This is a genomic window from Streptomyces sp. NL15-2K (assembly GCF_030551255.1).
GTDB lineage: Bacteria > Actinomycetota > Actinomycetes > Streptomycetales > Streptomycetaceae > Streptomyces.
In genome coordinates this window covers 7,254,935-7,281,620 of record NZ_CP130630.1, presented here as the reverse complement: position 1 = coordinate 7,281,620, position 26,686 = coordinate 7,254,935, and the positions used below count along the sequence as shown (strand labels likewise).

The following is a 26,686-nucleotide window of genomic DNA, read 5'->3' as shown; positions in this document are numbered from 1 at the left end:
GGCAGTCCCTAAACTCGGCTTGTTTCAAGGAGGGAGCCTCAATCGTGCGCAAGGTGCTCATCGCCAACCGTGGCGAAATCGCTGTCCGCGTGGCCCGGGCCTGCCGGGATGCCGGAATCGCGAGCGTGGCCGTCTACGCCGACCCGGATCGGGACGCTCTGCATGTCCGCACCGCGGATGAGGCATTCGCCCTGGGGGGTGACACCCCGGCGACCAGCTACCTGGACATGGCCAAGGTGCTGGGCGCCGCGCGCGAATCCGGCGCGGACGCCGTCCATCCCGGCTACGGCTTCCTCTCGGAGAACGCCGACTTCGCGCAGGCGGTGCTGGACGCGGGCCTGATCTGGATCGGCCCGCCGCCGCAGGCCATCCGCGACCTCGGCGACAAGGTCGCCGCCCGGCACATCGCCCAGCGCGCCGGCGCGCCCCTGGTCGCCGGTACGCCCGACCCGGTCAGCGGCGCCGAGGAGGTCGTCGCCTTCGCCGAACAGCACGGCCTGCCCATCGCGATCAAGGCCGCCTTCGGCGGTGGCGGCCGCGGGCTGAAGGTGGCCCGCACCCTCGAAGAGGTGCCCGAGCTGTACGACTCCGCCGTCCGCGAGGCGGTGGCCGCCTTCGGGCGGGGCGAGTGCTTCGTCGAGCGGTACCTGGACAAGCCCCGGCACGTGGAGACGCAGTGCCTGGCCGACACGCACGGCAACGTGGTCGTCGTATCGACCCGTGACTGCTCGCTGCAGCGCCGCCACCAGAAGCTGGTCGAGGAGGCCCCGGCCCCCTTCCTGTCCGCCGAGCAGAACGCGCAGCTGTACGCGGCGTCGAAGGCCATCCTCAAGGAGGCCGGCTACGTCGGCGCGGGCACCGTGGAGTTCCTCGTCGGCGCCGACGGCACGATCTCCTTCCTGGAGGTCAACACCCGCCTCCAGGTCGAGCACCCGGTCACCGAGGAAGTCACCGGCATCGACCTGGTCCGCGAGATGTTCCGCATCGCCGACGGCGAGGCACTCGGCTACGACGACCCGCCGCTGCGCGGCCACTCCTTCGAGTTCCGCATCAACGGCGAGGACCCCGGCCGCAACTTCCTCCCGGCCCCCGGCACGGTCACCACGTTCGCCCCGCCCACCGGCCCTGGCGTCCGCCTGGACGCGGGCGTGGAGTCCGGCAGCGTGATCGGCCCGGCCTGGGACTCCCTGCTGGCCAAGCTGATCGTCTCCGGCGCCACCCGCCAACAGGCCCTCCAGCGCGCCGCCCGCGCCCTTGCCGAGTTCCAGGTCGAGGGCATGGCGACGGCCATCCCGTTCCACCGCGCGGTGGTCACGGACCCGGCGTTCGCCCCCGAGCTCACCGGTTCGGACGCGCCGTTCACGGTCCACACCCGCTGGATCGAGACCGAGTTCGTCAACGAGATCAAGCCCTTCACCGCCCCCGCCGACGTGGACACGGACGAGGAGCCGGGCCGCGAGACGGTCGTCGTCGAGGTCGGCGGCAAGCGCCTGGAGGTCTCCCTGCCGTCCTCGCTCGGCATGTCGCTGGCCCGCACCGGTCTGGCAGCGGGCGCCAAGCCCAAGCGGCGCGCGGCGAAGAAGTCCGGCCCGGCCGCCTCCGGCGACACCCTCGCCTCCCCGATGCAGGGCACGATCGTCAAGGTCGCGGTCGAGGAGGGCCAGGAGGTCCAGGAGGGCGACCTGATCGTCGTACTCGAAGCGATGAAGATGGAACAGCCGCTGAACGCGCACAAGTCCGGCACCATCAAGGGCCTGTCCGCCGACGTCGGGGCGTCGATCACGTCCGGCGCGGCGATCTGCGAGATCAAGGACTGATCCCGGCTTCTACGACATCCCGAGGCGCCCGGCGGACCGACTGCATGGTCCGCCGGGCGCCTCGTTTTCGCCGGCATGATCCCGGTCGGCGGTGGTCCAGAGGACGGTCGTAGATCACCACCGGATCCGCGGGGAGGGATCCTCGGGCAGCGAGAAGGCGGACCCGCCCTCCCGTCGGCCGCCAGCCGCAGGCCCTCCCCGTCGGCCGCCAGCCCATAGCCCCGTCCCGCGTCGGCGGGCACAGCGTCATCACCGCGGTCAGGTCAGCGCCCGCCCCCACCGCTAGGGCCTGTCCGGCGGATCATGCCGCAGACGCGGGGTCGCAGTGACACTAGCCTCCCCCACTCTCGGCTTCGCTCGAGCGGGGGGACCCCCATCGCGGCGGGCGCCCATCTGCCGCGTTGTCGTCACTCTCCCCCACGCTCGAACAGAGCTCGCGCGGGGGGACCCCCATCGCTCCGCGTCGACTCCCTCCTCCGCCTTGCAGCTGGACGCACCAGACCCCGCTCACCGGCGTTGATAGGTCGCCGCCGATTTTCTGCGGCCTGATCCGCCGGACAGGCCCCACCCAGGCGGCGTCCTCCGGTTCCGGGTCAGCGGCGCGGCCGTACCGCTGTCGTCCCGTCAGCGACGGCGCAGGTCCGCGACCCGCGCCCGCTCCGCACCGGGAGGCTGATCGCCGAGCACCGGGGCCGTCCGCAACCCGGGCCCGGCGCCCGGCACCTGACCGCGGCGCGGGCTCGGAAGGGGCACGTCCCGGCGCTGTTGCCGACGCGCCGGGACCTCGTCACCCCCCGGGTTCCCGGTCGCCCCGGCCACGGCGATCTGCACCCCCTGGTCGGCGAGGGCCTGGAGCTCGGTGGCGGCGCGGTCGTCGTGGGCGGGCGGATCGTCCGTCACCAGACGGGTGATGAGGTCCGTCGGCACCGTCTGGAACATGGTGTCCGTGCCGAGCTTGGTGTGGTCGGCGAGGACGACGACCTCGGCGGCCGCCTGAACCAGCGCGCGGTCGACGGACGCGGACAGCATGTTGGACGTGGACAGCCCACGCTCGGCGGTCAGCCCGCTCCCGGAGAGGAAGGCCCGGGAGACCCGGAGCCCCTGAAGGGACTGCTCGGCACCACTGCCGACGAGGGCGTAATTCGAACCGCGGAGCGTACCGCCGGTCATCACGACTTCCACCCGGTTGGCATGGGCCAACGCCTGGGCCACCAACAGCGAGTTGGTGACGACGGTCAGCCCGGGCACCCGCGCGAGCCGGCGGGCCAGCTCCTGCGTGGTGGTCCCCGCCCCGACCACGATGGCCTCGCCCTCTTCGACGAAGCTCGCGGCGAGATCGGCGATGGCCGTCTTCTCGGCGGTCGCGAGATGTGATTTCTGCGGAAAGCCGGACTCCCGCGTAAACCCGCCCGGCAATACCGCACCGCCATGCCGGCGGTCGAGGAGTCCTTCTGCCTCCAGTGCGCGCACGTCCCGCCGTACGGTCACTTCGGAGGTCTGGACGACGCGGGCGAGCTCACGGAGCGACACGGCCCCGTTCGCTCGCACCATTTCGAGGATCAATTGGCGACGTTCTGCAGCGAACACGAAACTGACAGTAACCCCAACGACCGTCTGGTTTCAGCAGTTTGCACCGAATAGCAGAAGTTGTTCGCACAAGAGGACGGCAAGTGGTATAGGGCCCAACCCGGGCACCTATGCCGCACGCATGCCCGACAACTCCCCGTGACCAGCGGGGAATCGCTTTCGGTCGTCAGCCGCCATCCCCGGTCTTACGGGTGTGCAGCTGCCGCGCCACCTCGGCGATCGACCCCGAGAGGGAGGGGTAAACGGTGAACGCGTTCGCGATCTGTTCGACCGTCAGATTGTTGTCGACGGCGATCGAGATGGGATGGATCAGTTCCGAGGCGCGCGGCGCCACGACCACACCGCCCACCACGATCCCCGTGCCCGGCCGGCAGAAGATCTTGACGAAGCCGTCCCGGATGCCCTGCATCTTCGCGCGCGGGTTGCGCAGCAGCGGCAGCTTCACGACCCGGGCGTCGATCTTCCCGCCGTCGACGTCGGCCTGGCTGTACCCGACCGTGGCGATCTCGGGATCGGTGAAGACGTTCGACGACACGGTCTTCAGATTCAGCGGGTTCACCGCGTCACCCAGGAAGTGATACATGGCGATACGCCCCTGCATCGCCGCCACCGAAGCGAGCGCGAAGATCCCGGTCACGTCACCGGCGGCGTACACACCGGGAGCCGTGGTCCTCGACACCTTGTCGGTCCAGATGTGCCCGGACTCGCGCAGCCGGACCCCGGCATCCTCCAGCCCCATGCCCTCGCTGTTCGGAATGGCGCCGACGGCCATCAGACAGTGCGAGCCGGTGATGACCCGACCGTCGGACAGCGTGACCTCGACGCGGTCCCCGACCCGCTTGGCCGACTGTGCCCGCGAGCGCGCCAGCACATTCATGCCACGCCGCCGGAAGACGTCCTCGAGCACGACCGCGGCGTCCGGGTCCTCGCCCGGCAGCACGCGTTCCCGCGACGACACGAGCGTGACCTTCGACCCGAGCGCCTGATAGGCCCCCGCGAACTCGGCACCGGTGACACCGGACCCGACCACGATGAGCTCCTCGGGCAGCTCGGTCAGGTCGTACACCTGCGTCCAGTTCAGAATCCGCTCGCCGTCGGGCTGCGCGTCGGGCAGCTCACGGGGATGCCCCCCGGTGGCGATCAGCACGGCATCCGCGACGAGGGTCTCCTCACTCCCGTCCGCGGCCCGCACGATCACCTTCCGCGACCCGTCGAGGGCCTGCATCCCCTCCAGCCGCCCGCGTCCCCGCAGCACACGAGCCCCGGCCCGCGTCACGGACGCCGTGATGTCGTGCGACTGAGCCAGCGCGAGCCGCTTGACCCTTCGGTTCACCTTCCCGAGATCGACTCCCACCACCCGAGCGGCCTGCTCCATGGGCGGCGTGTCGTCGGCGACGATGATCCCCAGTTCCTCGTACGACGAATCGAAGGTGGTCATCACCTCGGCCGTAGCGATAAGGGTCTTCGACGGCACACAGTCGGTGAGCACCGACGCCCCGCCCAGACCGTCGCAGTCGACGACGGTCACCTCCGCGCCGAGCTGCGCGGCCACCAGCGCCGCTTCATAGCCGCCGGGTCCGCCACCGATGATCACGATCCGAGTCACGTACTCCATTGTCCCGCACGCCACCAAACGCCACTCCCCCGGGGCCCACGCGACGGCTGAGGCACCCGCGACCCCTGCCGTACCCTCGACGCATGTCGCTCTACGCCGCCTACGCCGGCAACCTCGACGCGCGGCTGATGACCCGCCGCGCACCGCACTCACCACTGCGTGCGACAGGCTGGCTGAACGGCTGGCGGCTGACCTTCGGCGGCGAGCACATGGGCTGGGAGGGCGCCGTGGCCACGATCGTCGAGGACCCCATCGCCCAGGTCTTCGTGGCGCTCTACGACATCGCCCCCATGGACGAGGACTCCATGGACCGCTGGGAGGGCGCGGGCCTGGACATCTACCGCCGCATGCGGGTCCACGTCCACACCCTCGACGGCCAGGAACAGGCCTGGACGTACGTCCTCAACGGCTACGAGGGGGGCCTGCCGTCGGCCCGTTATCTCGGGGAGATCGCCGATGCCGCCGAGTCGGCGGGAGCACCACACGATTACGTGATGGAGCTGCGGAAACGGCCGTGCTGAGGGCATCTCACCCCAAACTGGACCGGGATCGACGCAGAAACTGGAGAGCGCGATGACCGGCAGGAATGTGTACACCGTTCACTACACCGAGCAGGCGGCAGCGGCTCGGGACCGGCTCGACGAACAGCAGCGCGCCGCGTTCGACAAGGGCATCTCGATGCTCGCCCAGGACCCGTTTCCCGACCTGTCCCGGCCCATAAGCTCCACCGGAGACGACCGGACGATCCGGCTGACGCAGAACATCCTCATCGAGTACACCGTCAGCGTGGGCCGACTCCTGATCTTCATTGTCGAAGTCTTCAGCGACAAGGACATTTTCGTCACGGGTGACTGACCACACCGGCCGTCGCACGTACGCCCTCATTGGAAACGACGAGACAACGATCCCCATCCCATGAGCTCTCTCATCTACGCGCGTAGGCCCTGACCGGCTACTCTCGTGCGCGTGAACGCATCTCTTCTTCCGGACGACCTCCAGGGCGACCCCCACGCCGCCGCCGACGCCGCCGCCGCTCGCCTGCGCGAACTGACGGGCGCCGAGACCCACGACGTCGCCCTCGTGATGGGCTCCGGCTGGGCGCCGGCCGTGGACGCCCTGGGTGTCCCCGACGCCGAGTTCCAGGTCACCGAGCTGCCCGGCTTCCCGCCCCCCGCGGTCGAGGGCCACGGAGGCAAGATCCGCTCGTACACCATCGGCGACAAGCGTGCCCTGGTCTTCCTCGGCCGTACGCACTACTACGAGGGCCGCGGAGTGGCCGCCGTGGCCCACGGCGTCCGCACGGCCGTCGCCGCCGGCAGCAAGACGATCATCCTCACCAACGGCTGCGGCGGCCTGCGCGAGGGCATGCGCCCCGGCCAGCCGGTCCTGATCAGCGACCACATCAACCTGACGGCCGCCTCCCCCATCATCGGCGCCAACTTCGTCGACCTCACCGACCTGTACTCCCCGCGCCTGCGCGCCCTGTGCAAGGAGGTCGACCCCACTCTGGAGGAGGGCGTCTACGCCCAGTTCCCCGGCCCGCACTACGAGACGCCGGCCGAGGTCCGCATGTCCCGGGTCATAGGCGCGGACCTGGTGGGCATGTCGACGGTCCTGGAGGCGATCGCCGCGCGTGAGGCGGGCGCCGAGGTCCTGGGCATCTCCCTGGTGACCAACCTCGCCGCCGGCATGACGGGCGAGCCGCTGAACCACGAGGAGGTCCTCCAGGCGGGCCGCGACAGCGCGACGCGGATGGGGTCGCTGCTGGCGCAGGTGCTGGGGCGGTTGTAGGCCGGGGGTAGGTCCAGGCACCCTGCGTGTCCGGTCACCCGGCGTGGGTGCCGACCGGGGGTGGGTCGCGCAGCCCGGCGTTACGGGGCCCGCAGCTGGGCGGGACCGGCTGCCGCAGCTGAGCGGACCCGCAGTCGCGTACGGCGGCAAGGGGACGTGTCGGGGGGGTGTCCGCCCGCAGCGGTTGGCGCGTCAACACGGGCACGCTGGTAAGTGACCGATTCCGCGCCGTTCCGAGGACGGACACCCCCCGACACGGCCCCGACCCCCACCGAACCCGCAGGCGCTACCCGCACCCCCACCGAACCCGCACAGGCCGCCGCAGGCATCCCGCCCAAGCGCCGGAGGCACACGCACAGGCCGCCGCAGGCACCCCCGGCCCAACCGCCGGAGGCAACCGCACCCGCACGAACCGAAACGAGAGGCTGACCGACCGTGCACGACGATCTCATCGCCCGGGCCAAGGCATGGCTGACCGAGGACCCCGACGCGGAAACCCGCGACGAACTCGCCAAGCTCATCGAAGCCCAGGACGTCAAAGAGCTCACCGCACGCTTCAGCGGCACCCTCCAGTTCGGCACCGCAGGCCTCCGCGGCGAACTGGGAGCCGGCCCGATGCGCATGAACCGCTCCGTGGTCATCCGAGCCGCCGCCGGCCTCGCCGCGTACCTCAAGAAGAACGGCCACACCGACGGCCTCGTCGTCATCGGCTACGACGCCCGCCACAAGTCCGCCGACTTCGCCCAGGACACCGCCGCCGTCATGACCGGCGCCGGACTCCGCGCGGCCCTCCTCCCCCGCCCCCTCCCCACCCCGGTCCTCGCCTTCGCCATCAGGCACCTCGGCGCGGTGGCCGGCGTAGAGGTCACCGCCAGCCACAACCCACCCCGCGACAACGGCTACAAGGTCTACCTCGGCGACGGCTCCCAGATCGTCCCCCCGGCGGACGCCGAGATCGCGGCGGAGATCGACGCCGTCCCCAGCCTCACCACCGTCCCCCGCCCCACCACCGGCTGGGAAACCCTCGACGACACCGTCCTCGACGCCTACCTCGCCCGCACGGACGCGGTCCTCGCCCCCGACTCCCCCCGCACCGCCCGCACGGCCTACACAGCGATGCACGGCGTGGGCAAGGACACCCTCCTGGCCGCCTTCGCCCGCGCCGGCTTCCCCGCCCCCGCCCTCGTCACCGAACAGGCCGAGCCCGACCCGGACTTCCCCACCGTCGCCTTCCCCAACCCGGAAGAGCCCGGCGCGATGGACCTCGCCTTCGCCAAGGCCCGCGAGACGAACCCCGACCTGATCATCGCCAACGACCCGGACGCGGACCGCCTCGCCGTAGCGGTCAAGGACGCCACCGCCACCGCCACGGCCACGGCCACGGCCACCGCCACCGCCACCGCCACCGCCACCGCCACCGCCACCGCCACCGATTGGCGCATGCTCCGAGGCGACGAGGTAGGCGCCCTCCTGGCCACCCACCTGATCCACCGCGGAGCGCACGGCACCTTCGCCGAGTCCATCGTCTCCTCCTCCCTCCTCGGCCGGATCGCCGAAAAGGCGAACCTCCCCTATGAAGAGACCCTCACCGGCTTCAAGTGGATCGCCCGCGTGGAAGGCCTCCGCTACGGCTACGAGGAAGCCCTCGGCTACTGCGTCGACCCGGACGGCGTACGGGACAAGGACGGCATCACGGCCGCGCTCCTGATCACGGAACTGGCCTCCGTCCTCAAGTCACAGAACCGCACCCTCCTGGACCTCCTGGACGACATCGCGGTGGAACACGGCCTGCACGCCACCGACCAGCTCTCGGTCCGGGTGGAGGACCTCTCCCTCATCGCGAACGCGATGCGACGCCTGCGCGAGCAGCCCCCCACCCACCTCGCGGGTCTCCCCATCACCCGCACCGAGGACCTCACGCAAGGCACGGACAGGCTCCCGCCCACGGACGGTCTCCGCTACACCCTCGACGGCGCCCGCGTCATCGTCCGCCCCAGCGGCACGGAACCCAAGCTGAAGTGCTACCTGGAAGTGGTCGTCCCCGTCGCCACACACGCCGACCTCCCCACGGCCCGCGCAAAGGCGACGACCCTGCTGGCGACGATCAAGCGAGACCTGTCGACAGCGGCCGGCATCTGAGGCCCTCGACACTCGAGCCGCACGCATCGGGGTGGCCGCGGCGTCCACTTCCCCGCGCCACCCCACCCAACTCACCCCACCACCACACTCACCCCACCACCACCAAAATCGCCAACAACACCGCCCCAGCCACCGCAGGCCCCACAACCTCGTAAGCCCACCGCACGCTCACCTCACCCTGGGCCGCCTCCGCCTTCCCGCGCGCCTCCAGCAGCCCCCGCAGCTCGTCCATGATCTTGTCGGCCTCGGCCCGCACAGGCCCGTCCGGCACCGGCGTCCGCCCCGAGAAGGCACCGCCTCCCATCCCACCGAACATGCCGCCCCGCATGCCCCCGGACGCGCCGCCACGACCGTCGTCCCCCGCGCCCCTCCGGGCCTCCCGCCGAGCCGCCCGCTTGCGCGCCCGCAGCGAGACGGGAATGGCCCACAGCTGGTACTTCTTGCCGGACTTGGCCACCACCTCGTTCGAATACCCGGAGCGCAACGACTCGACCTCGCCCCAGGGCAGCACAATGACCCGGAACGGATTACGAATCCGCAACCGGTCGTCCCCTGCGAACACGGCGGGTCGCAGAGTGAACGCCGCGATCAACGGCACCACGAAAATCAGCGCGGCAAGAGCCAGCCAAGGCGTCCGCCCGTCCCCGGCGACGATCGCGTCGATACCGAGCCACGCGGCGATGCCGAGCAGCAGGACACCACCGGCGATACCCGAGGGCGACCGATAGACCCGGTCCCTGGACGGCGGTACCGGGGGCTGCGGCGACGGTGACTGATGATCCGGGGTCGTCATGGCCCCGATTCTGCCTCAGCCCGCCGCGCTGGATCCGATCGCCCATGCGTGCACCGCACGCCGTGCCGCAGGTGGGACACCTCCCCGGCCTTTCACAGAGCCGCACTCCCGGGGTGTACAGCCGCTACGCGCGTAGATATGCTCGTCTGGTGACCATGCCCACCCATGCACCTGCCTCGCACGCACTCACCGAAGTGACCGCGTCCGACAGCACGCTGCGCCGCTTCCTCCACGGGTTGCCCGGCGTCGACGCGGTCGGCCTGGAGGCGCGCGCCGCCTCGCTCGGCACCCGTTCCATCAAGACGACCGCCAAGGCGTACGCCATCGACCTCGCCATCTCGATGGTCGACCTGACGACGCTGGAAGGCGCGGACACCCCGGGCAAGGTCCGGGCGCTCGGCGCCAAGGCGGTCCGCCCCGACCCGACCGACCGCACGACGCCGGCGACGGCCGCGGTCTGCGTCTACCCCGACATGGTGGCCGTCGCCAAGGAGGCCGTCGCCGGCTCGGACGTGAAGGTCGCCTCGGTCGCCACCGCGTTCCCGGCGGGCCGCGCCGCGCTCGCGGTGAAGCTGGCCGACGTGCGCGACGCCGTGGCCGCGGGCGCGGACGAGGTCGACATGGTCATCGACCGGGGGGCGTTCCTCGCGGGCAACTACATGAAGGTGTACGACGAGATCGTCGCCGTGAAGGAGACCTGCGGGACCTCCGCCCGCCTGAAGGTCATCTTCGAGACGGGCGAGCTGTCGACGTACGACAACATCCGCCGCGCCAGCTGGCTCGGCATGCTCGCCGGGGCGGACTTCATCAAGACGTCCACCGGCAAGGTCGCCGTCAACGCCACCCCCGCGAACACCCTCCTGATGCTGGAGGCCGTACGCGACTTCCGCGCCCAGACCGGGGTACAGGTCGGCGTGAAGCCGGCCGGCGGCATCCGCACCAGCAAGGACGCGATCAAGTTCCTGGTCCTGGTCAACGAGACCGCCGGCGAGGACTGGCTGGACAACCACTGGTTCCGCTTCGGCGCCTCCTCGCTCCTGAACGACCTGCTGATGCAGCGTCAGAAGCTGGCCACCGGCCGCTACTCCGGCCCCGACTACGTTACGGTGGACTGACTCATGGCATTCGAGTACGCTCCCGCGCCCGAATCGCGCGCGATCGTCGACATCGCCCCGTCGTACGGCCTTTTCATCGACGGGGAGTTCGTCGAAAGCTCGGGTGGGGATCTCAACAAGACAGTCTCTCCGGCCACCGAAGAAGTGCTCTCGGAGTACAGCCAGGCCAACGCGGAGGATGTCGACCGCGCGGTCAAGGCCGCCCGCAAGGCCTTCGAGAAGTGGTCGGCGCTCCCCGGCTCCGAACGCGCCAAGTACCTCTTCCGCATCGCCCGGATCATCCAGGAACGCAGCCGCGAACTGGCCGTCCTGGAAACCCTCGACAACGGCAAGCCCATCAAGGAAACGAGGGACGCCGACCTCCCCCTGGTCGCCGCGCACTTCTTCTACTACGCGGGCTGGGCCGACAAGCTCGATCACGCCGGGTTCGGCGCGAACCCCAGGCCCCTCGGTGTCGCAGGCCAGGTCATCCCCTGGAACTTCCCCCTCCTGATGCTGGCGTGGAAGATCGCCCCGGCCCTGGCGACCGGCAACACGGTCGTCCTGAAACCGGCGGAGACCACACCCCTGTCGGCGTTGTTCTTCGCGGACATCTGCCGCCAGGCGGGCCTGCCGAAGGGCGTCGTGAACATCGTGACGGGTGACGGCAGTACGGGTGCCGCGCTCGTCGCGCACCCCGACGTCGACAAGGTCGCCTTCACCGGCTCCACGGCCGTGGGCAAGGAGATCGCCCGCACGGTCGCCGGCAGCCGCAAGAAGCTCACCCTCGAGCTCGGCGGCAAGGGCGCCAACATCGTCTTCGACGACGCCCCGATCGACCAGGCCGTCGAGGGCATCGTGAACGGCATCTTCTTCAACCAGGGCCAGGTCTGCTGCGCGGGCTCCCGCCTGCTGGTCCAGGAGTCGATCCAGGACGAGCTCCTGGACTCCCTCAAGCGCCGCCTGTCCACCCTCCGCCTCGGCGACCCGCTGGACAAGAACACGGACATCGGCGCGATCAACTCCGCCGAGCAGCTGGCCCGGATCACCGCCCTCACCGAGCAGGGCGAGGCGGAGGGTGCCGAGCGCTGGTCCCCGGCCTGCGAACTGCCCTCCTCCGGCTACTGGTTCGCCCCGACGCTGTTCACGAACGTCACCCAGGCGCACACCATCGCCCGTGACGAGATCTTCGGCCCGGTGCTGTCCGTCCTCACCTTCCGCACCCCGGACGAGGCGGTCGCCAAGGCCAACAACACCCCGTACGGCCTGTCGGCGGGCATCTGGACGGAGAAGGGCTCCCGCATCCTGGCGGTGGCGAACAAGCTCCGCGCGGGCGTGATCTGGTCCAACACGTTCAACAAGTTCGACCCGACCTCGCCGTTCGGCGGTTACAAGGAGTCGGGCTTCGGCCGCGAGGGCGGCCGCCACGGCCTGGAGGCGTACCTCGATGTCTGATGCACGACTGTCCGTCTTCAAGACCTACAAGCTGTACGTCGGCGGGAAGTTCCCGCGTTCCGAGAGCGGTCGGGTGTACGAGGTGACGGACTCGAAGGGCAAGTGGCTGGCCAACGCACCGCTCTCCTCCCGCAAGGACGCCCGGGACGCCGTGGTCGCGGCCCGCAAGGCATTCGGGGCATGGTCCGGGGCGACGGCGTACAACCGCGGCCAGATCCTGTACCGCGTCGCGGAGATGCTGGAGGGCCGCCGCGACCAGTTCACGCGCGAAGTGGCCGACGCCGAAGGCCTCTCCAAGTCCAAGTCGGCCGCGGTGGTCGAGGCCACGATCGACCGCTGGGTCTGGTACGCCGGCTGGACCGACAAGATCGCCCAGGTGGTCGGCGGCGGCAACCCGGTGGCGGGCCCGTTCTTCAACCTCTCCACTCCGGAGCCGACGGGCGTGGTGGCGATCGTCGCGCCCCAGGAGTCGTCCTTCCTGGGCCTGGTCTCGGTCGTCGCCCCGGTGATCGCGACGGGCAACACGGCGGTCGTGGTGGCCTCCGAGAAGTCCCCGCTCCCGGCCCTCTCCCTCGGCGAGGTACTGGCCACCTCGGACCTCCCCGGCGGCGTGGTCAACGTCCTCTCCGGCCGTACGGCGGAGATCGCGACGCCCCTCGCGTCCCACCAGGACGTCAACGCGATCGACCTGGCCGGCGCCGACGACGTACTGGCGAAGGAGCTGGAGATCGCGGCGGCGGACAACCTCAAGCGGGTTCTCCGTCCACAGCCTGTGGATTACGCGCAGACGCCGGGCATCGACCGCATGACGGCGTTCCTGGAGACGAAGACGGTCTGGCACCCGACGGGTTCACTGGGCGCGTCCGGCTCGTCGTACTGAGCCCTTCATGAAACAGAGGGCCGCGCTCCTCTCCGTCCGGAGGAGCGCGGCCCTCTTGCTCCGTCATCCACCTCACCGGCCCACCGCAGTCCGCGTCGCACCTCCGTGCCGTGTCACTCGCGGTCGGCAGTCGACCTTTACCGTCCCCCTGACGAATGCCTCATCCGTCGCCTTCCCTGACCACACATACGCCTCACCCGGTCTGAGGGCCGCCAGCTTCTCGGGATTGAGCCCGGACAGTGCTGCATTGACCTTCTGCAAGTGCTTCAGCCACGCCGGTGACGTAAACCTGTGCAGCACCATGTGGGTGCAGAGCTCGATGAGCTCAGACGGCACCGACGGTGGATCCTGACTGGCCACAAGCACCGACATGCCCTTGTGCCGCATCTCACGCACGCTGGACACGAGTCCTGTCACCAAGTCGCCACTGTCCGCATACTTGTGCGCCTCGTCGAAGACGACCAGCTTGTTGAAGGGGCGGCCGTCATCGGTCACCTCCGAGAACAGGTGCATCAGAACGACGAAGAGACTGAGGGCGTCGGTCTTCTCGATGTCGTCGGAGCGCAGGTCCACGACGATCAGACGGCCCGGCCGCACAAGGTCCTTGATGCGCGCCGAGTCGTCGATGAAGTCACCTGCCAGGTCGAGCCGTTCCCTGGCCTTTCTCTTCAGGTGATCGTCAAGTGTCGACTCATCAACCCCGCGACGGACCGCCTCGAGGGTCAGGTCGGCCCTGTTCGCCTTGATGATCCGGCCAATCTGCCGGATGTAGCCGGACTGGTTGCCGACGGCTCCCATGAGGAACTTCCAATGGGCGATCTTCAGTTCGGCGGCGGCGAAGGCCAGGGGGCGCACGAGGACACCCGGGTAGCGGGCCTGGCGCTCCTCCACATACTCCTCGGGAACCAGCAATACGACGTCGGAGAGAGCTGCAGGCCGCGCACCGTACCGGCGGTGCAAAGCCTCCCGCTGCCCCTCATCGTCGTTGGCGTGAATCATGCTCAGGAATTCAGGCTCGTACTCCGAGGTCTCGCTGTAGTGGAAGACGACGCTGGCCAGGGGGCTCGCCAGACGGTTGACCCCTGACACCGGCAGGCTCGCCATTTCCAGAACCGAGCCCAAGGTGTAGCTCTTGCCGCCGCCCTGCACACCGAACAGGCTGATCGCATGGGTCTCGTTGAGATCCAGACCAACGGTGCGGCCCGCGCTCATGCCGAGGAGACCGAATTGCGGGGACGGCCGCGAGACGCCGAGGACAATGTCCGGGCCCTTGGTCTCCGAGGCATCGGATGCATCAGCCGATGAGCCATCGGGCGCCCCACCGCCCTGGCCCGGTTCTCCGGCGACGGCCCCCGGGGCATCCGGGGTTTCCTCCGGCTCAACCTCAGTGTTCCCTGGTACGGCCTCGGTGCCCTCTGTCGCTGCCAGGGCATCGGCTCCCGAAGCGCCGACGGCCTCCCGGAACTCCGACGCGGCATCGTCGGGATCGTCGGGCAAGGGGGCGGGTTCCTCGGGGATCTCCCGAGTACGTGCACGCGGGCGTAGCTGAACAGTGGCCGTGACTGGGACAGCATCCCCGTCCTGTGCGCTGAGGTCCTCCAAGCCCGGCAGGACCGGCTCGTGCGCCGCGGAGTCCTGTTCGGAGTTTTCCGGGGTCGATCGGTATTCCGTCTCGATGTCGTCGAGCAGCCGCACGGCGTGGTCGCGGCCGATCCGGTGGAACGACACCCCTTCGTCGTGATCGGTGTCGAAGCCGTCCTTGGAGAGGTCGAACACGAGGCCGGTACGCGTGAATTTGAGGCGGTAGCCGTGATCGAGGCGGTCCAGCAGCCACCGTGCCTCGGCCATCGCACGCTCGCCGAAGAGACCGTAACGGCCCGCGCGAGAGAGGTACTTCTCCAGCAGCGTGCGCAGCGCCACGTTCTGCAGCGGGCGGTCGGTGCGTCCTCGCACCGGATCGAACCGTTCGGCGATGATCCGCTCGGTGTTCTCGGTCTGGCGGATGATGTGCTGGCGCTTGCCCTGGTAGGCGCCGAGACCACCGCCAGTATGGCACTTGACCTCCAGGAGACGACACACGATGGTGCGTCGCTCGGCGTCGAGGTCGAACAAGGCGAGGTCGGTGCGCTGGAGCCGTACGTCTGTGTCCCCGGCCGCCGCCCGGCCGCGTTCCTCCTCGTAGAGCTCGGGGTGGGCGTCGAGGGGGACGAGGATCTGATCGCGCAGCGCGTCCCGCGCACCGAGGTACCGGCGTGCGAGGGCCAGGCCGAGGACCTCGGTGCGCTGGTTCTCACCGAGCGCGGCGAGCTTGAACACAAGGCTGCCGGACAGCTCCCGCAGCTGGTCGAAGAAGGTACGGATGTGCCGTTCGGGGATGTCGAGCGACCTGTCGGCCAGCACCGGGCCGAGCAGGGCGCGCATCTCGTCCAGCGACCGGGAGGAGACGACGATCTGGTGGCCGAGCCCGCTGTGTGACGTTGTGGTGTGGTCGATGACGTACTCAGTGCGCCCGCGCCGACCGTGGTCGAAGTACTCCGCGCCGAGGGTGCGGTCCACGGTCACGACCCAGTCGCTGATCCGGTGCACGTCGTGCAGGAGGGCCCGGTCGTCCGGGTCGAGCCGGACCGTTATCTGCGGCAGCATGCCGGGCCGGTGCTCGCCCGCACTGGCCGCGACCAGGGCGGCGGACAGCGTCCGGGGCAGGGCCGCGAGCAGGTCACCGGTCGTCTCGGCGCCCGGCACGGGGGCGGTGACGCCGTGCCGGGGACGGCGGGTCCACTCGACGTTGTCGTCGTCCTCCTGATAGTCGCCGCTCATCTCCTGGACGAGCCCGTGCACGGCGACCCGTCCGGTGCCGTCGCGGCCGGGAGCGATGTCGTGGCTCTCGCCACCGAAGGGGTTGAACAGGAAGGTGAGGTGGGCAGGGAAGTCGTCGGCGGCCGTCAGGAGTTCCGTGGCGCCGCGCACCACCACCGACAGTTTGGGCCGCAGTGGGTCCCCGGGGGTGGCGAAGGCCTCCGCAGCGGCGGAACGCGGGCCGCTCGCCGGAGCCATCAGGTCGGTCAGCGCGGACCCCGTCCACGGGTCGTCGGGCGCGGTGGCGAACAGCCGCACCGTGTAGTGCAGGTGGGACAGGTGTCGGCGCTCCTGAAGGGCGACCAGCATGTCTGCGACGAGTTCCCCGTGGCCGGCGCCGAGTGTGTTGATCACCAGGCTGTCGGCGTAGGGGTGCAGGCGGATGTACTTCTCCACCCGGTCGGCGAGTTCCGCGCCGGTCACCCCACCCGCCGCTGCCGCCACGTCGACGCCGAGCGCGCCCGCGACCCGGGCCAGGACCTCTCGGGGGTCGTCGGCCTCACTGGGCAGACAGACCTGCCAGTAGTCCGTCAACGGGCTGCTGGCGAAGGCGAGTTCCCCCGAGTCCAGCGGTACGGCGAGGGGGTAGCCCAAGGGGGCCAGCTGCCGTTCCAGGCTGTCCAGCCGCGCCTTGACCTCCCCTTCCCGGGCGTCGCGGAGCTGTTCGAGCCACTGGTCGGCGAGGGCGGCCTGTCCGCTCCACCACAACACGCGCAGCGGGTGGGTGGGGGCGACCAGGACGACGGTGCGTCGGCTGCCGTCCGTGTCGTGCAGTCGGACCGTGACGGTGTCGGTGCGCAGCAGGCTGTGCAGCCGCGCCCGCCGCTGATCGGCGTGCGCGGCGTTGGGCCGGTCCAAAGCTCGCAGGCAGGCGGAGACGGCGATGAGGTATGCCTCCGCGTATGCCTCGACGTCGGCCCGCAGCACGCGCGGGTCCGCGCCCTCCACGACCAGGACGTCCGACGCGCCGTCCGTGGCCTGTGACAGGGCGAGTCGTCCGAAGAGTTCTGCTCGCGCGCGGAAGTAACCGGTGAACGATCCCTCGCCCGGCCCCTCGGTGGAGCCGTCCAAGGGGTCGTACGACGGTTCGGTGGGCGAGGGGGCGGTGGTGGACCCGGTGTCGCCCTCGGCCTGCGGACCCCCGTCCCCCGTTACGGAGAGCCGGGCGGCTCCGGCCGCGTCCACATCGATTTGGGGTCCGTGAAGGATGTGCGGGGCCCGCAGGACGTGCTGCTCGGCCTCGGCCAAGAGCCGCGGCAAGTCGATGGTGACTACTCCGGCGGGGCCGAAGGATGCGCGCAGTGAGCGTGTCTTCAGACTGGTGCCGCGCGGGCCCCAGCCAGTCTCGCGGCACTGCACCCGCGCCGGGTCGCGGCCTTCGGCGAGCGCAGTGAAGCGCAGCCGGTTGATCGCCTGGGCGAGGCCGGGCGCATGGTGGCCCCGGGGGGTGGGCGGCTCGTCGAACTCGCCCTCGGGGACGACGTAGAAGCGGTCGCTCTCGTACGGGCGGCGGCCGACGGCCTGCTCACTGCCGGCGACGTGCATGGGGTCGTCGTTCCCGTCGAGCGGGGTGACACGGACGAAGTGCCAGCCCTCCGCCCAGTCCGGCGCACGGCGCCCCTTGCGGAGTTTGATGCTTGTCTTGTACTGCGGCTTGATGCGTGCGCCGGCCGGGACGGTCACGGTCAGCCCGGTCGGGCTGGTCAGCGGGACGACCGCGTCTCCGCCGTCCGCGTCTCCTGGCTCGTCGCCGGTTTCCGCGCAGATCTCGACCTTGAAGCGTTTCAGGCCGGTGATGCCCCGCTGGTCCCGGTCCACGGAGAAGGTGACCGGGAGGGAGGGAAGTCCGCCGGGCAGGAGGTAGGGCTGGCCGAAGAGCCGGTCAAGGGCGGGGTGATTGCGCTGGTCCTCCGCGTTCTCCCCGGCCTTGGGCAGTGCGGTCAGGTCGTCGACCTCGATGCGTACGGTCTGGTCGGACGGGTCGTTCTCCTGCGGCCAGTGGTGGAAAGCCAACGGCCAGTTGTCCGGGTCGACGGCGATGGCCCGGCACCAGTGCCGGGGGTCCGACAGGCCTGTGGCCGCGGCGAAGTCGACGAGGCGGCGCAGAAAGCGCTGGTGTTCGTCGGAATTGCGGGGCAGGCCGAGGGCGAGGACGCGTTGCCGGTCGGTGGCGGGGCCGTCGGTGAGGCGCTCGACGGTACGCCGGTTGCGCTGGATCTTGGTGACGAGGAGGGAGGGGTCGGTGAAGAGCTGGAAGTCCGGGATGAGGCCGAGCAGATGGACGGCGGCTCCGGCGGCCTGCGGGTCGTGCTGATTCTCCCGCAGGGTGAGCAGATATCGGGCCGCATCCCGGTCCGAGGCTTCGGAGGTCTCGGCGAGCAACCGCTCGACGCTCGCGCGCAGCGGTTCGGGCACGTCCTTGAGGAGGTTGCGCCGGAGCCGGGTGTGCACCTCCCGGAGGGAGACTTCCTCGAAGGTCGCGACCGAGAAGGAGTCCTCCGCGCTGGCCTTGGTCCCGGGCGGTACGAACACCAGCAGCGGAGGCCTGAGGTTGCCTTGCTCGTCGGGGTTGCGCAGTTCGACGAGTTTCGTGCTGCTGACGGACATGCCGTCGCCGCGCGCGTCGGCGGGCCCGGCCGTGAGGACGTACACCTGGGCGTCGGGAACGGCCTGGCGCAGGCCGCCGGTCAGGCGTGCGGCGAGGTCGGCGTCGAGTCCGCCGACCCGCATGCAGTGGCCGGCCTCGCGCGTGCGCAGCAGGTCGGCGAGGCCCGGCAGCGCGACGTGTTCGAGCGCGCGTCGCCAATCGGTCTCGGTGATCTCCACCAATCCGCCTGTCATGGTCCTGTCTCCCCCGTCTCCCTCTTGCCTGTCCTGTTCACCGTCCGCCTGGTCCCTCTCACCGTCCGCCGGTGGTCACCGTGCCGTCCTCGGTGATGGAGAACCTCGGGGTGATCACCTGGGTGAGATAAGCGTCGGAGAGGTCGTCGTAGAAGCCGATCTCCCGCATCCGCGTGGTGAACGCCTCGGTGTTGGCCCTGAGCGCGGCCTCCTCCTCCAGGCCCGCGGGGCCGAATCCGTCCGCCATGGGCAGTCGGTCCACGTACAGCCCGTACCGGTCGCGCAGCAGGGCGAGGAACTCGTCGAGCCGGAGTGAGACAGTGTGGTGGGTGTACGGGGAGGAGCCGCCGCGGGAGTTTCGGCGCAGCAGCGCCACCTGGACCAGCACCTCCAACAGCGCGCTGTCGAGGACGAAGCGGCGTCGGCCGCCGTGGGGCTGCGCTATGGCCGCACCGGAGCGGTTCTTGAGCAGGAAGGCATCGATGGTGTCGACGACGTACTTGTGGTGGTAACGGCCCCGGTAGGCCATGAGGAGTTCGAGGTATTTTTCGAAGGGTGCGAGTCCCATGGACTCGTCGAGCAGCGGCCTGACCTCCTCGGGCTGTTCCTCGACCGACGTGTCGTCGAGGATCGCGGTCAGCCGGGCGCCGAAGAACTCGTCGCGCTGTCTGCGGTAGTCGTCCGTGCCGAAGCGGAGCAGCTCTGACACCGTGAAGTGGCCTCGCTGCGGGCGGCTCTCCTTTCCCTGGCCGACGAGGTGCTCGGCGAAGTCGTCCAGCTTGCGGATGGTGTACGCGGCCCGCAGGAAGTCCGGGATGCGGCGCAGCCAGTACTCGGCGCTGTGTTCGGCGAGTACTGCGGTGGGGGTGCCGGGCACACCGGCCACGTCGACGAGCAGCCCGACGCGGAAGGGGCATCCGGCGAGCGGGTCGGGCGCCGCGCCGGCGGCCGGGCAGCGGTCGGTACCACAGGCGGGATCGGCCGCCGACCGGGCCGCAGCGACGGGCAACAGCTTCATCGTCTTGAGCTGGCCGAGGGCCAGGTGGAAGGCGAAGAGGATCTTCAAGTACTCGACCATGGTGACGCGGGGCAGCAGGTCCTTCAGGGACATCAGCCGGATCACGTCGTCGGCCAGGAGATCCGCCTGCCCGACGCACAGCGGAGGTGCGGAGTACCAGCCCTTGGCCTGGTGCGGGCTGTCTCCCCTGACCTGGCTGTTGAGGTGCAGAACGGCCTGAGTCTCGACGTCGACCGGTGTCTTCCGGTCGGGTTCGGCGGCGGTACCAAGCCCGGTGAAGAAGAACTCGCGCAGCTGGTCGAGGGCGAGTCTGCCGTACGGGCCGCGGGCATGCCGGAGCATCTCGTACAGCTGGGCGTCGGCGCCGTAGGCCCGGGAGTGGTAGGTGTCGCGGAACTTGTAGGTGAGTCCGTGCAGCGGACGCAGTCCCGCGACGGCCTGGGTGGGTCTGCCGCGGTTGACCATGTCCAGCAGTTGGGTCTCCACCCAGCGCCGGGCCATGTCGGGGTGGTCCGCGAAGCCCTGGAAGCGGTCCGCGTTGGCGGGGTCGGTGAACTCTCCCGCGAACTCCTTGGCGGACAGGCCGTTGCGTCGCACCAGGCGGCTGGCGAGGCCCTTGTGGTTGAGCCGCATGAGGAATCCGGTGAGGACCCGGTCCATCTGCACCCGCTTGAAGTCCAAGTAGGAGACACCGAAGTGCTTGAGTTCGGTGTCTCGGCGACGCAGCGCCATCAGCGTGCTCCTTCCGGGGCCGGATGCGAAGGTGTGCCGGGCTGGGTGTCCGACTGGGCGGCGGGTGCTAGGCGCAGCGAGCCGTCCGGGAGGCGGCGCAGCCGGTAGGGCGGCGAGCCGGGGGCGTTGAGGAGGACCTCCTGGTAGGAGGTCGCGGTCAGGGCGTTCTTGAAGACGGCAAGGGCGAGGTTCTGGCCCTGGCGGTCCTCGACGCCGGGCTGGTGGCCGCGGTGCAACCGGTCGAGCAGCTCGTAGAGGTCGAGGCGGACTGTCAGTTGGGCGCGGTGCGGGCGGCCGTCCTCGGAGTGATGGCGTACGACGAGTTGACGGGGGCCGGTCTCGACGTAAGGGGAGGCGGGCGGGCCGTCGACCCCGATGGTGAAGTGCTTGGCGGGGAACAGCCGGTGGCTGCGTACGGTCCCGCCGGGGACGGCCCGTACCTGGAGCGCCAAGTCGCGGCCGTCGGTCTGACCGAATCCGCGCGGCATGCCCTCGCCACGGCTGACGGCCTCGATGAGACGGGCCAGCTCCTCGGGGCCGGGCTGTCCGCCGGAGAGCAGGTTCAGGAAGCGGTCGGCCGCTTGGTAGGGCAGGAGGGTGCGCCAGCGGGCGTCGTCGAGGCTTTCGAAGTAGAAGCGGCGCCGGGCCGCGGCGAGATAGGCCCTGTGCGCGGAGATCTGGGCGCGGTCGGCCTGGTGGGTGCGGGGCAGGGCGTGGAAGGCGTCCGTGAGGAGGCGCTCGTCGAGGTCGCCGCGCTGGTCGAAGGAGACGAGGGTGTGTCCGGCGGCCGGGCCGGTGTAGTCGAGCCGCCGGTCCAGCTGGGGGTCGGGGACGGCGGCGACGTCCAGGTCCCGCAACTGGGTGAGAAGACGGTCGCGTTCGTCCGGTCGCGGTGTGCCGCTCTCGGGTGTACGGCCGGAGCGGGCGCCGGTACGCGCCGCCGAAGCGGACGCGCCGGAGCCGGCCCCCGTGCCCGCGTCCGGGTGGCCGCCGGTGTGGATGCCGGTCCAGCTGGTGAAGTACAGGCTGTCGAGGATCTCCTGGGCCGCCTCGGGTTCCTCGCGCGCGTACAGGGCGTGGATCTGGGCGCAGTCGCGGCCGGAGGTGAGGGTGTAGGCGAGGGCCGAGCGCAGGTCGCGCAGCGTGATGTGGAGGCGTCCGCGCAGGTGGGCCATGCGGTACAGGGTGGCGAGCCGTTCGGTGACCTGGGCACCCGCGGTGGGGTGGGAGAAGGTACGGGCGTTGTGCGGGGCGTAGCAGCGCGGGGCGAGCGGGCAGGAGCCGCAGGCCTGCCAGTGCCGTTCGTCGGTGAGCACGCCAATCATTCGATGCATGATCGATCCGGTGCCGTCGGGGTCGGCGAGAACGTCGCGGGCGTTGAGGTTGACCACGGCGACGCCGTGGTCGGTACGGCCGGTGGTCAGTCCTTCCCGGACGGTGTCCGCGAGCAGCGGGTAGCGCTCCTGGTGCCGGGTGACGAAGTCGACGAGACGGCCCTCGTTGACGGCGACGAGCCGAGTCTGGTCGTCGGGCCAGGCGTCCGCGGTGGCGCCCCGGTAGGGGCCGAGGAAGGTGTCGAGAACGGTGTCGTTGTCGTGCTCGCCCTCGTCCTGGCTGCCGTCGTGGTTGGTGTGGAAGGAGCGGCCGTCGAGGGTGAAGTCGTCGCCGTTGGCGCGCGCCTCACCGAACCGGGCTCCGCGCCTGCGGGCCTCGTCGGCGAGGTGCTGGAGGAAGGCGGTCTTGCCGTCCCCGGCGTTCCCGGTGATCAGGACAAGTCGGTGCAGGCCGGCCAGAACATCGGGGCGGAGCTGGTTGTCGAGGGCGGTGGCGACATAGAGGGGGTAGGCGGCCGGGTCGAGGCCGCGGGTGCCTGCGTTGGTTCGGTCGCTCTGACTGTAGAGGGTCTGGAGATGGCTGACGAAGGGGTTGGAACCGGCCTCGGCGGTGCCGCCGTCGGCCAGTGCGGGCCGCCGTGTCTCCTCCGGTTCCGGGGCGGGCGGCACGAGGCGCACTTCGCGGACCTTGGCGAGGGCGGCGCGGAATTCGTCGGCGTCGCGGTAGCGCTCGTGGCGGCGGGGGGCGAGGGCGCGCAGCAGGACGGACGTGAAGCCGGGGTCGAGGTCGGCGAGGCCGGGCAGCCGACGGGGGTCGAGTGGCTGTCCGCCACGCGGTGGGGTGCCGCGGCCCTGCCACGGGTAGCCGCCGGTGAGCGCCTCGTAGGCGGAGATGCCGAGCGCGAACAGGTCGAGGTCGGTGAGTTCCTCACGGCTGGGCCGGGTGAGCCCGGTGGCCTCGGGGGCGAGGTAGCGGGGTGAACCAAGGGTCGGGGTGAGGGTGGAGTCGGCGGACACGGCCGCGTTGAAGTCGAGAATGCGGGCGCCGTCGGCGGTCCACAGCAGGTTGCTGGGCTTGATGTCGCAGTGGAAGACACCGCCCGCATGCAGATGGGCAAGGCCCGCGAGGCAGTCGTCGAGGAGCTTGCGCACGTCCGCCGGGCCGAGGGGTCGCCCCTGGTCGAGGGCGCGCTTGAGGTCCTGTCCCTCGGCGTATTCCATGCGCAGATAAGGGAATTCGCCCCTGGGCAGGAACTCCGCGTCGATGAGCCGCACCAGGTTGGGGTGCGGGGCGATTCTACGCAGGATGCGGTACTCGCTCTCCAGGCGCTCCCGTACGGACTCCCGGTCCCTGGTGATGATCTTCAGGACCTCGTCGGTGTCGTCGAGGGTGTTGTAGACCTGGTAGACGACGCCGAACTGGCCGTGCCCTAGCCGGGAGCGCACCCGGAACCGCTCGGTGAGCCGGAAGCCCTCGGGCAGGTCGGTGTAGCTGTGCGGGTCGTCCCAGTCGAACGAGTCACCGGATTCCGCCCGCCCCGGCCGCCGGACCTGGGCACGGGCACGCCCCTTGTCGGCGCTGTCGAGACGGCGGATGGCCTCGCGGGCGGGCGGTCTGGCGGTCGGGTCGGCGGTCAGCAACTCACGGATGATCGCCTTGAGTTCGGGATCGATCCGGTCGGCGTCGTCGAGGCTGTCGAGCGGGGTGGCGCCCGCGCCGAGAGTCGGCTCCTCTCCGGTGTACAGCTCGTGGAAGAGCACCCCGGCCGCGTACAGGTCGGTGGCCGGGGAGAAGACGCCCGGCCGCTCATGGCACTCGGGGGCGAGATAGGCCGGCGACTGGTGCGCGTACGCCTCGATGCCCCGTGACTCGTCACGCGGGCGCGGCGGCCCGGGATGCGCGTAGTCGAAGCCGGTGAGCATGGCGGTGCCGTTGCGCCCGATGAGGACCGAGTCCGGGCTGAGGTAGCGGTGCACGACCCGGTGGGCGTGCGCGACGGCGAGACCGCCGAGCACCCCGTCGACCACCCGCCGTCGGGCGTCCGCGCCGAGCGTGGCCTGTCCCCGGGCGTCGAGCCTGACCCGCAGTGCCTCGGCGAGCACGTCCTTCAGGACGACGGCGTACCCGTCCCCTTCGTCGAGTGGGAAAGACGTCTCGCACGGCACGATGAACGGGCTGCCCGGCAGCTTGCTGAGAGCCTGGACCGGGTTACCGATGCGGGCGTATGCCGTGGACCGCGCGCCCTCGGGCAGCAGCGGGTCGACGGCATGCGCCTGGAGAATCCGGGTGCCCGACCGCGGCTGGTCGGCCAGCCGCACCCGGTACACGGAGACGCGCCGGGCGGGATCGCCGTCCTGGTCGGCCAGGTCGGCGGGGGACGCCTCGTACAGCGTCTCGACGACCTCGTAGTGACCGAAGCGGCGCGGCCCGGACGGCTGTCGGGTCTCCGCCTGGAAGACCCGGGCGATGTCCTCACGCAGCGCGGAGATGTCATCTCCGCCGGGGCGCCTGCCGTGGTCGGGCGGCCGGTGCCGCCGGAGGAAGGGCACCAGGTCGTCGAGGTGATATGTGCTCACCTCGTCGCGGCCGTCCGGGTCGTGCAGCGTGGCACCGGGATACGGCAGGATCACCAGCCCCTCGCACCACACCGACCCGAGCCGGGCGCTCGCCGCCCGGGACCGCGCCAGCAGGTCACCGGCGACCCGGGCGTGGTTGCGGATCTTGCGCGCCGGGCTGGGGAACGGCGCCCCCTGCGGATACCACCGCCCGCCGCGCACCTGCACCCGCCCATGAACGCCCTTGGTGTCGGCTAGATAGACAGCGTGATCCGCGACGATCGCCAGGTCCACCTCGAACATCGGACGCCCCGGCCCGTATGGCAGCTCGAAGTTGGCCACCACGATCCAGTCGTCCGGCGCCTGCTCCCGCAGATGGCGCAGCACCATGCGCTCGGCCTCGTTGGCCGGCTCCCCGATCGGGATGATCCGCGCCATCGCCCTGCCCCCGCTCCCCGTTCCCGCCGTGCTTGTCCCGGCGCACGCACCCGCCCGGGTATCCCCAGGGCACATGCGCCGACACCTGACTCACGGAACACTCTAGGACGCCCTACTGACAACGCGCCCCGAACCGGTCACGCAGGGTCCACGCGGCGACCACTCACAGCTCAGAGAACCTCCCCTCTGCTGCGGGCGTTGGCGTGGGCCACCCGCGCCCACATCAGGGCCTCCGCGTCTTCGCGGAAGTTCAGCGGCTTTACGTCGCCGGGCTGCGCCGTCCACTCCATCCCACCGCCCTCGGGGCGCAGCCACACGAGCCCGTCCTGGTGGTCCATGACGATCCCGCGCCTCTCCAGCCGCGTGTCGTGGGCGAGTTGACCGACCGGGAGCCGGGTGCTCTCCAGTTCGGTGCGGTCGGGGCGGGTTGTCGTACGTCGGGATGTCACGGGTGCCTCCCTGGTGGCGCTTGCTGTTCGCACCGCCAGAGTCACAGCGAGTGACATCGACCGACCAGGGTGACGGTGTTCCGAAGCGTGTTACGGAACGGCCGCCACCTGCCCTGTTTCACTGTTCGCGCCCACACTGTCACCGACCGCAATTACCTTGAATGGTGTGCCGCGTTCCCTCGGAGATACGGAACGGCACGCCCACACGGCATACGGCAAGGGAGCACCGACCATGACCCAGCCCGCCCGCGACCTCGAACCCGCCAGCTCCGCGCGTGACCTGTACGGGGTCGAGCTGCGCCGCCAACGGCAGCTGGCAGGGCTGTCGTTGGATCGGTTGTCAGACATCGTCAACTACAGCAAGACGCACTTGTACGGCGTGGAGACGGGGGAACGGCTTCCGCTGCCGCCGATCTCGGAGAAGTTGGATGTGGCTTTTGGGACGGGGGAGTTGTTCCAGGGGCTGTGGGGGGCGGTCAAGCGGGAGCACACGCCGAGGCGGTTCGATCATTGTTTGGAGTTGGAGGCCAAGGCGACACGGATTCAGGCTTTCGGCGCGAGCATCATCCCTGGGCTGCTACAGACGGAGGCGTACATGCGTGCGCTGTTCTCAGCAGGGGAGCCAGGGAAGAGCCCCAAGGAGATCGACAGCCTGGTCGCGGACCGCTTGGGCCGCCAGGAGATCCTGCGACGGGACTGCCCGCCGGACTTCTGGTGGATCATCGGGGAAGCGGCGCTACGACAGCTCGTCGGCGGCCTCGCAGTAATGCGCGGGCAACTCGCGTCGCTGCTGCCACTGGTCAACACACGTCATACGACCATCCAAGTAAGCCCGTTCGCGGCGGAAGCATGCGCTCTGATGAGCGGCACCCTCATCCTGCTGACCCTCCCGGACAACTCGACCACCATGTACCAGGAGGGCGCCGGGTACGGGGAAATCATCGACGACCGGGAAGCCGTCACGCGGCACGTGCGCGAGTACGATCTCAAGAAAGCCTGCGCCCTCTCGCCACGGGAGTCGGCAGCGCTGATCGAGACGATGTTGGAGAAATACGAGCCATGCGAGTCACCCCGGACCTGAGCACCGCCCGCTGGCGCAAGTCCTCCTACAGCGACGGCCAGGAAGGGGGCGAATGCGTCGAGGTCTCCGCCGACTTCCCCGGCACGGTCCCCGTCCGAGACAGCAAGAACCCCACCGGCCCCGTCCTGATGCTCGACGGCTCGGCCTGGCGGCCATTCGTCGACGGCGTCAAGGACAGCTCCCTGTAAGGCGGTTACCTGACTGGGAACG

Annotated in this window: 17 protein-coding genes; 10 read left to right on the top strand and 7 right to left on the bottom strand. The window is 70.2% G+C overall.

The window, feature by feature from the left end; translation table 11 throughout:
• The first annotated feature begins 44 nt into the window (after nt 1-44).
• On the top strand, nt 45-1,817 hold the full coding sequence (locus tag Q4V64_RS32930) for a biotin carboxylase N-terminal domain-containing protein (RefSeq protein ID WP_124439601.1): 1,773 nt from the start codon (nt 45-47) through the stop codon (nt 1,815-1,817).
• 624 nt (nt 1,818-2,441) lie between these two features.
• On the opposite strand, the gene Q4V64_RS32925 is transcribed toward Q4V64_RS32930, so the two are convergent.
• Both Q4V64_RS32925 and Q4V64_RS32920 read right to left on the bottom strand, forming a co-directional pair.
• Nucleotides 2,442-3,404 (bottom strand): DeoR/GlpR family DNA-binding transcription regulator, encoded by a 963-nt coding sequence (locus tag Q4V64_RS32925; RefSeq protein ID WP_124439602.1) that lies wholly within the window; start codon nt 3,402-3,404, stop codon nt 2,442-2,444.
• Nucleotides 3,405-3,570: 166 nt separating this feature from the next.
• Nucleotides 3,571-5,019, bottom strand: coding sequence for an NAD(P)H-quinone dehydrogenase (locus tag Q4V64_RS32920; protein ID WP_124439603.1), 1,449 nt, complete (start codon nt 5,017-5,019; stop codon nt 3,571-3,573).
• Nucleotides 5,020-5,102: 83 nt separating this feature from the next.
• Here Q4V64_RS32920 and Q4V64_RS32915 point away from each other — a divergent pair, with 83 nt between their 5' ends.
• The 4 genes from Q4V64_RS32915 (at nt 5,103) to Q4V64_RS32900 (ending at nt 8,949) form a co-directional block, all read left to right on the top strand.
• Nucleotides 5,103-5,540, top strand: coding sequence for a gamma-glutamylcyclotransferase (locus Q4V64_RS32915; protein WP_124439604.1), 438 nt, complete (start codon nt 5,103-5,105; stop codon nt 5,538-5,540).
• A gap of 52 nt (nt 5,541-5,592) precedes the next feature.
• Entirely contained in the window at nt 5,593-5,874 is a 282-nt protein-coding gene (locus Q4V64_RS32910) for a hypothetical protein (RefSeq protein WP_124439605.1), read from the top strand.
• Between the two features lie 111 nt (nt 5,875-5,985).
• Nucleotides 5,986-6,810 carry a purine-nucleoside phosphorylase gene (locus Q4V64_RS32905; RefSeq protein ID WP_124439606.1) on the top strand — a complete coding sequence of 275 codons (825 nt, stop codon included), beginning with the start codon at nt 5,986-5,988 and terminating at the stop codon, nt 6,808-6,810.
• Between the two features lie 435 nt (nt 6,811-7,245).
• Nucleotides 7,246-8,949, top strand: a complete 1,704-nt coding sequence (locus tag Q4V64_RS32900; RefSeq protein ID WP_124439607.1) for a phospho-sugar mutase — start codon at nt 7,246-7,248, stop codon at nt 8,947-8,949.
• A gap of 88 nt (nt 8,950-9,037) precedes the next feature.
• Here Q4V64_RS32900 and Q4V64_RS32895 read toward each other — a convergent pair whose 3' ends face one another.
• Nucleotides 9,038-9,742, bottom strand: a complete 705-nt coding sequence (locus Q4V64_RS32895; RefSeq protein ID WP_124439608.1) for a PH domain-containing protein — start codon at nt 9,740-9,742, stop codon at nt 9,038-9,040.
• A 155-nt stretch (nt 9,743-9,897) separates the two neighbouring features.
• Here Q4V64_RS32895 and deoC point away from each other — a divergent pair, with 155 nt between their 5' ends.
• From deoC to Q4V64_RS32880, 3 genes are read left to right on the top strand one after another with little or no spacing between them, the layout of a single operon-like run.
• Nucleotides 9,898-10,857 (top strand): deoxyribose-phosphate aldolase, encoded by a 960-nt coding sequence (gene deoC / locus Q4V64_RS32890; protein WP_124439642.1) that lies wholly within the window; start codon nt 9,898-9,900, stop codon nt 10,855-10,857.
• 3 nt (nt 10,858-10,860) lie between these two features.
• Nucleotides 10,861-12,291, top strand: a complete 1,431-nt coding sequence (locus Q4V64_RS32885; protein WP_124439609.1) for an aldehyde dehydrogenase family protein — start codon at nt 10,861-10,863, stop codon at nt 12,289-12,291.
• Nucleotides 12,284-13,171 (top strand): aldehyde dehydrogenase family protein, encoded by an 888-nt coding sequence (locus Q4V64_RS32880; RefSeq protein ID WP_124439610.1) that lies wholly within the window; start codon nt 12,284-12,286, stop codon nt 13,169-13,171. Before Q4V64_RS32885 ends, Q4V64_RS32880 begins: the two co-directional genes overlap by 8 nt.
• Before the next feature lie 72 nt (nt 13,172-13,243).
• On the opposite strand, the gene Q4V64_RS32875 is transcribed toward Q4V64_RS32880, so the two are convergent.
• The 4 genes from Q4V64_RS32875 to Q4V64_RS32860 form a co-directional block, all read right to left on the bottom strand.
• Nucleotides 13,244-18,868, bottom strand: coding sequence for an ATP-binding protein (locus Q4V64_RS32875; protein WP_124439611.1), 5,625 nt, complete (start codon nt 18,866-18,868; stop codon nt 13,244-13,246).
• A 58-nt stretch (nt 18,869-18,926) separates the two neighbouring features.
• A complete protein-coding gene (locus Q4V64_RS32870; RefSeq protein WP_124439612.1) occupies nt 18,927-20,618 on the bottom strand; it encodes a hypothetical protein in 1,692 nt (563 codons plus the stop codon).
• Nucleotides 20,618-24,946: a protein kinase gene (locus tag Q4V64_RS32865; RefSeq protein WP_172629155.1), complete on the bottom strand. Its 4,329-nt coding sequence runs from the start codon at nt 24,944-24,946 to the stop codon at nt 20,618-20,620. The genes Q4V64_RS32870 and Q4V64_RS32865 overlap by 1 nt, the downstream gene beginning before the upstream one ends.
• Nucleotides 24,947-25,116: 170 nt before the next feature.
• A complete protein-coding gene (locus Q4V64_RS32860; RefSeq protein WP_124439614.1) occupies nt 25,117-25,395 on the bottom strand; it encodes a hypothetical protein in 279 nt (92 codons plus the stop codon).
• Between the two features lie 232 nt (nt 25,396-25,627).
• Between Q4V64_RS32860 and Q4V64_RS32855 the strand changes: the two genes are divergently transcribed.
• Together Q4V64_RS32855 and Q4V64_RS32850 are read left to right on the top strand one after the other, a co-directional pair.
• A complete protein-coding gene (locus Q4V64_RS32855) occupies nt 25,628-26,476 on the top strand; it encodes a helix-turn-helix transcriptional regulator (protein WP_124439615.1) in 849 nt (282 codons plus the stop codon).
• On the top strand, nt 26,455-26,664 hold the full coding sequence (locus tag Q4V64_RS32850; RefSeq protein WP_124439616.1) for a DUF397 domain-containing protein: 210 nt from the start codon (nt 26,455-26,457) through the stop codon (nt 26,662-26,664). The genes Q4V64_RS32855 and Q4V64_RS32850 overlap by 22 nt, the downstream gene beginning before the upstream one ends.
• Nucleotides 26,665-26,686 lie beyond the last annotated feature (22 nt).

Excerpts from the sequence above, each read along its gene's own strand:
- deoC (WP_124439642.1), top strand. The coding sequence starts at position 9,898 with ATGCCCACCCATGCACCTGCCTCGCACGCACTCACCGAAGTGACCGCG.
- Q4V64_RS32910 (WP_124439605.1), top strand. The coding sequence starts at position 5,593 with ATGACCGGCAGGAATGTGTACACCGTTCACTACACCGAGCAGGCGGCA.
- Q4V64_RS32920 (WP_124439603.1), bottom strand. The coding sequence starts at position 5,019 with ATGGAGTACGTGACTCGGATCGTGATCATCGGTGGCGGACCCGGCGGC.
- Q4V64_RS32865 (WP_172629155.1), bottom strand. The coding sequence starts at position 24,946 with ATGGCGCGGATCATCCCGATCGGGGAGCCGGCCAACGAGGCCGAGCGC.
- Q4V64_RS32895 (WP_124439608.1), bottom strand. The coding sequence starts at position 9,742 with ATGACGACCCCGGATCATCAGTCACCGTCGCCGCAGCCCCCGGTACCG.
- Q4V64_RS32870 (WP_124439612.1), bottom strand. The coding sequence starts at position 20,618 with ATGGCGCTGCGTCGCCGAGACACCGAACTCAAGCACTTCGGTGTCTCC.
- Q4V64_RS32880 (WP_124439610.1), top strand. The coding sequence starts at position 12,284 with ATGTCTGATGCACGACTGTCCGTCTTCAAGACCTACAAGCTGTACGTC.
- Q4V64_RS32915 (WP_124439604.1), top strand. The coding sequence starts at position 5,103 with ATGTCGCTCTACGCCGCCTACGCCGGCAACCTCGACGCGCGGCTGATG.
- Q4V64_RS32885 (WP_124439609.1), top strand. The coding sequence starts at position 10,861 with ATGGCATTCGAGTACGCTCCCGCGCCCGAATCGCGCGCGATCGTCGAC.
- Q4V64_RS32875 (WP_124439611.1), bottom strand. The coding sequence starts at position 18,868 with ATGACAGGCGGATTGGTGGAGATCACCGAGACCGATTGGCGACGCGCG.
- Q4V64_RS32855 (WP_124439615.1), top strand. The coding sequence starts at position 25,628 with ATGACCCAGCCCGCCCGCGACCTCGAACCCGCCAGCTCCGCGCGTGAC.
- Q4V64_RS32850 (WP_124439616.1), top strand. The coding sequence starts at position 26,455 with ATGCGAGTCACCCCGGACCTGAGCACCGCCCGCTGGCGCAAGTCCTCC.